Here is a 4116-nt window from a genome sequence, read left to right as displayed (position 1 = left end):
TACAGATAAGCCCAGCGTCCGTTGACCTTCACGTAGGTTTCATCGAGATGCCATGAGCCAAAACCGGAAGGTTGACGCCAGTACCAGCGCCGCCGCTTTTCCATTTCAGGTGCAGAACGCTGAACCCATCGATAAATCGTGGTGTGATCGACATTTACCCCTCGCTCAGCCAGCATCTTCTGCAGCTCACGATAACTGATGCCATATTTGCAGTACCAGCGGACGGCCCACAGGATAATATGACGCTCAAAATGTCGACCTTTAAATGGGTTCATGTGCTGCTCCTTCAACTAAACAGTGGCATCAGTTTACCATCGCCAGATCTTTGCAACAGTGCCAGTAGATGTAAGGGCGGACCCTCTTTTGCCATCCGCCCGAATGCGCGCCGCTTAACGACGAACGGCAATTGCTTCGATTTCGATTTTCACATCTTTCGGCAGGCGCGCCACTTCCACACAGGAACGCGCGGGGAAGCTGGCGTTGTGTTCGGTGAAGAACGCTTCGTAAGTGGCATTAACGGTAGCAAAATCGTTGAGATCCTTAACGAACACCGTGGTTTTCACGATATCGCCCACCTTCAGACCGGCCGCTTCCACAATGGCCTGCACGTTTTCCAGCGACTGACCTGCCTGTGCCGCGATATCGTCGGCAACCGCGCCGGTTTTAGGATCGACTGGGATCTGGCCGGAAGTAATGATCATACTGCCAAGATCGACACCCTGAACGTAAGGTCCGATGGCGACTGGGGCGTTTTTCGTACTAATTTCACGCGACATAGTTTCTCCTGAATGTGTGCAGTTTGTTGATTGCGGGCCGGGCTTGCCAAGCCCCTACAATACTGGCAGGGTTCGGGCAATTGCAATGAAGTTAATCGCTGGCCATCACCACATGGTGCGCGAACTCTTTCTCACAGTATTTGCATTTCAGGTGCAGCACGTCCTAGCGCTGTTTCACCGCGAAGCTGGAAAATACCGGCTCGCTGCGGCCAATGCAGTTGCTGTTCGGGCAGGTCAGGACGCGCTCGATACGCTCCGGCAGCATCGGAGCTATCTTCACCACCACGTTGTAATCGTCGATGCGGTTAACGGTGGCATGCAGCGCATACACCGCCAGCTGGTTTACTTGGTCGTCGATCAGGAAGGTGTTTTCAATCTTGATTAGGTTTTTACGCCCCATCTCGCCCGATGGCAGATTCAGGTCGATGGTAATGCGCTGGTCGGTTTCCGTCAGGCGGAACAGCGACAGCAGCTTAAAGCAGATTTGCGCCGGGATATGGTCAATCACCGTGCCGCGTTTGATTGCTTCAACCTGTAATTTATTATCATGCATCATGATTTTCCCCTTACAGAGCCGCTTCGCTGTTCAGTACCAGCGCCAGAAGTGCCTGACGCGCATAAATGCCGTTGCCGGCCTGCTGGAAGTACCAAGCGTGGGGCGTGGCGTCGACGTCGGTATCAATTTCATCAATGCGCGGCAGCGGGTGCAGCACCTTCATGTTGTCGCGCGCGTTCGCCAGATCGGCAGCGCGCAGGATAAACTGCGCCTTCACGTTGGCGTATTCCGACGGATCCAGACGTTCTTTCTGCACCCGGGTCATGTACAGAATATCCAAATGCGACACCACCTCTTCAATGCTGTCATGGCGCGTCCAGACAATGCCTTTCTCATCGAGCATATCGGTGATATAGGCGGGCATTGCCAGCGCATCCGGGGCAATAAAGTAGAAGCGGTTGCCGTCAAGCTTCGCCAGCGCCTGCGCCAGCGAGTGCACGGTACGACCATATTTTAGGTCGCCAACCATCGCCACGTTGAGGTTGCTCAGGCGAGCCTGGGTTTCCTGAATGGTGAAGAGGTCAAGCAGCGTCTGGGTCGGGTGCTGGTTAGCCCCATCGCCCGCGTTGAGGATCGGCATGCCGCCGGAAAACTCGGTCGCTAGGCGCGCGGCTCCTTCCTGCGGGTGACGCATCACAATCGCATCGACGTAGGTGCCAATCACTGAAATGGTATCTGCCAAGGTTTCGCCTTTCTTGCCCAGCGAGGTGTTGCCACCGTCGGCAAAACCGACCACCGACGCGCCAAGGCGGTGCATGGCGGTTTCAAATGACAGACGGGTACGGGTGGATGCCTCAAAGAAGCAGCTGGCAATCACGTTATGCTTCAGCAACTCCGGCTGCGGGTTGGCCTTCAGGCTGGCGGCAGTACGCAGCACTAGTTCCAGCTCGTCACGGTTGAGATCGTTAATCGAAATAATATGTTTGTGATATAGCGGGTTAGCGGCCATTTTCACTCTCCTCTACGCGTGCTGACTGAAATTCGGGCAAAAAAAAGCCCCTCAATGAGGGGCTTTCCTTATAATCGGGGGTGCCACGGAAGGAAAAAAGCAGGCTGCCCGCCAGTATTACAGCGCGTCAGTTCGGCATTTTTCTGGCTGTTTATTTTCATGCATCCCCCAGCAAACGAGGTGCATTATACGCATTCACTTGGCGGCGGCAAGCGAAAATCGCCGCGCAGGTAATCGTTTGCTCCGGCTGATTTAGTCAGGTTGCACTAACGTTGCCACCATCACCGCCTTGATGGTGTGCAGACGGTTTTCCGCCTGATCAAATACCACGCTGTGCGCTGATTCAAACACCTCGTCCGTCACTTCCATGCCGCCGTGCAGATCGTACTGCTGCGCCATCTGCTGGCCAAGCGTGGTCTGGTCGTCGTGGAACGCAGGCAGGCAGTGCAGGAACTTCACCTGCGGGTTGCCGGTAGCCTGCAGTATCGCCATATTGACCTGGTAGGGACGCAGCAGGGCAATACGCTCCTGCCACACATCTTTCGGCTCGCCCATCGACACCCAGACATCAGTGTAGATAAAGTCGGCACCTTTGACCGCTGCGTGAATATCGGCCGTCAGGGTGATTTTGCCGCCGGTTTTCTCCGCCACCTTGCAGCACTCTGCGATCAACTCAGCGTCTGGCCAGCAGCTTTCCGGCGCGGCAAGGCGCAAATCGATACCCATCAGCGCGGCAGCTTCCAGCAGGGTGTTACCCATATTGTTATGGGTGTCGCCCACGTAGGTTAGCGTCATCTGGCTAAAGGCTTTTTCCGGCAGATGTTCCTGCATGGTCAGCAGATCGGCCAGCAGCTGCGTAGGATGAAACTCATTGGTCAGCCCGTTCCATACCGGCACGCCAGCATGTTCAGCCAGCGACTCCACCAGCGCCTGGCCGTGGCCGCGATATTGGATGGCGTGGTACATGCGACCCAGCACTCGGGCGGTATCCTTCATCGACTCTTTATGGCCTATCTGACTGCCGCTCGGGCCAAGATAGGTGACGTTGGCGCCCTGATCGAATGCGGCAACTTCGAAAGAGCATCGGGTACGGGTCGAGTCTTTTTCGAAGATGAGCGCAATATTCTTGCCTTTCAAGTGCTGAATTTCTTCGCCATTTTTCTTGTCGGTCTTAAGTGTGGCCGCCAGCGCCAGCAGGCCGGTAATTTCAGCGGGAGTGAAATCCAGCAGTCTGAGAAAGTGACGGTGATATAAGTGACTCATAACGCACTCCAGATAACCTTTAATGAATTAAAATTCAATTTAACTGTATGAATATGTATTTTCAACCCCGACCTGAAGAAACTTTTGTTTAAAGGTAGTGGCGCGGAGGGCACTGTGGGAAAATACCGGAAATAACGCCCTTAATGAGGAATGGATCATGGCTAACGAAGCATTGTTGGAAGAGCAGCGTGAAGAGACGCAAGAGACGCGGCTAATTATTGAAGAGCTGCTGGATGACGGCAGCGACCCTGATGCACTCTACACCATTGAGCATCATCTCTTCTGTGACAGCTTCGATGCGCTGGAAAAAGCCGCAGTAGAAGCCTTCAAACTGGGCTATGAAGTTACCGATCCAGAAGAGCTGGATCTGGAAGACGGCACCAAAGTGCAGTGCTGCGACATCATCAGTGAGAGCGCGCTGAACGCCGAGCTGATTGACGCGCAGGTTGAGCAGCTGATTGATCTGACCGCGAAGTTTAACGTCGACTACGACGGCTGGGGCACCTACTTCGAAGATCCAGACGGCGAAGATATCGACGGCAAAGACAATGACATCGGCACTGTTGCAAAGA

At 54.4% G+C, this 4116-nt stretch carries 5 protein-coding genes and 1 pseudogene; 1 reads left to right on the top strand and 5 read right to left on the bottom strand.

Annotated features, from left to right (window positions below; all coding sequences use genetic code 11):
* The 5 genes and pseudogenes from BBW68_RS11260 to argF form a co-directional block, all read right to left on the bottom strand.
* Nucleotides 1-275: IS6 family transposase (locus tag BBW68_RS11260; RefSeq protein WP_148127644.1), on the bottom strand; the 275-nt coding region annotated here is incomplete at its 3' end.
* Between the two features lie 114 nt (nucleotides 276-389).
* Nucleotides 390-776 carry a 2-iminobutanoate/2-iminopropanoate deaminase gene (gene ridA / locus BBW68_RS11255; RefSeq protein ID WP_070135435.1) on the bottom strand — a complete coding sequence of 129 codons (387 nt, stop codon included), beginning with the start codon at nucleotides 774-776 and terminating at the stop codon, nucleotides 390-392.
* A 91-nt stretch (nucleotides 777-867) separates the two neighbouring features.
* Nucleotides 868-1332, bottom strand: a pseudogene (pyrI, locus tag BBW68_RS11250) (aspartate carbamoyltransferase regulatory subunit).
* Nucleotides 1333-1342: 10 nt separating this feature from the next.
* Nucleotides 1343-2281, bottom strand: a complete 939-nt coding sequence (gene pyrB, locus BBW68_RS11245) for an aspartate carbamoyltransferase (protein ID WP_070135434.1) — start codon at nucleotides 2279-2281, stop codon at nucleotides 1343-1345.
* 252 nt (nucleotides 2282-2533) lie between these two features.
* On the bottom strand, nucleotides 2534-3544 hold the full coding sequence (argF, locus tag BBW68_RS11240; protein WP_070135433.1) for an ornithine carbamoyltransferase: 1011 nt from the start codon (nucleotides 3542-3544) through the stop codon (nucleotides 2534-2536).
* Between the two features lie 157 nt (nucleotides 3545-3701).
* On the opposite strand from argF, the gene rraB reads away from it, so the two are divergent.
* The coding region (gene rraB / locus BBW68_RS11235) for a ribonuclease E inhibitor RraB (protein ID WP_070135432.1) at nucleotides 3702-4116 on the top strand (415 nt) is incomplete at its 3' end.

It is taken from the genome of Candidatus Erwinia dacicola, from assembly GCF_001756855.1.
Classification (GTDB): domain Bacteria; phylum Pseudomonadota; class Gammaproteobacteria; order Enterobacterales; family Enterobacteriaceae; genus Erwinia; species Erwinia dacicola.
The sequence above is the reverse complement of the archived record's forward strand: the minus strand, read 5'-3'. Positions and strand labels throughout refer to the sequence as shown.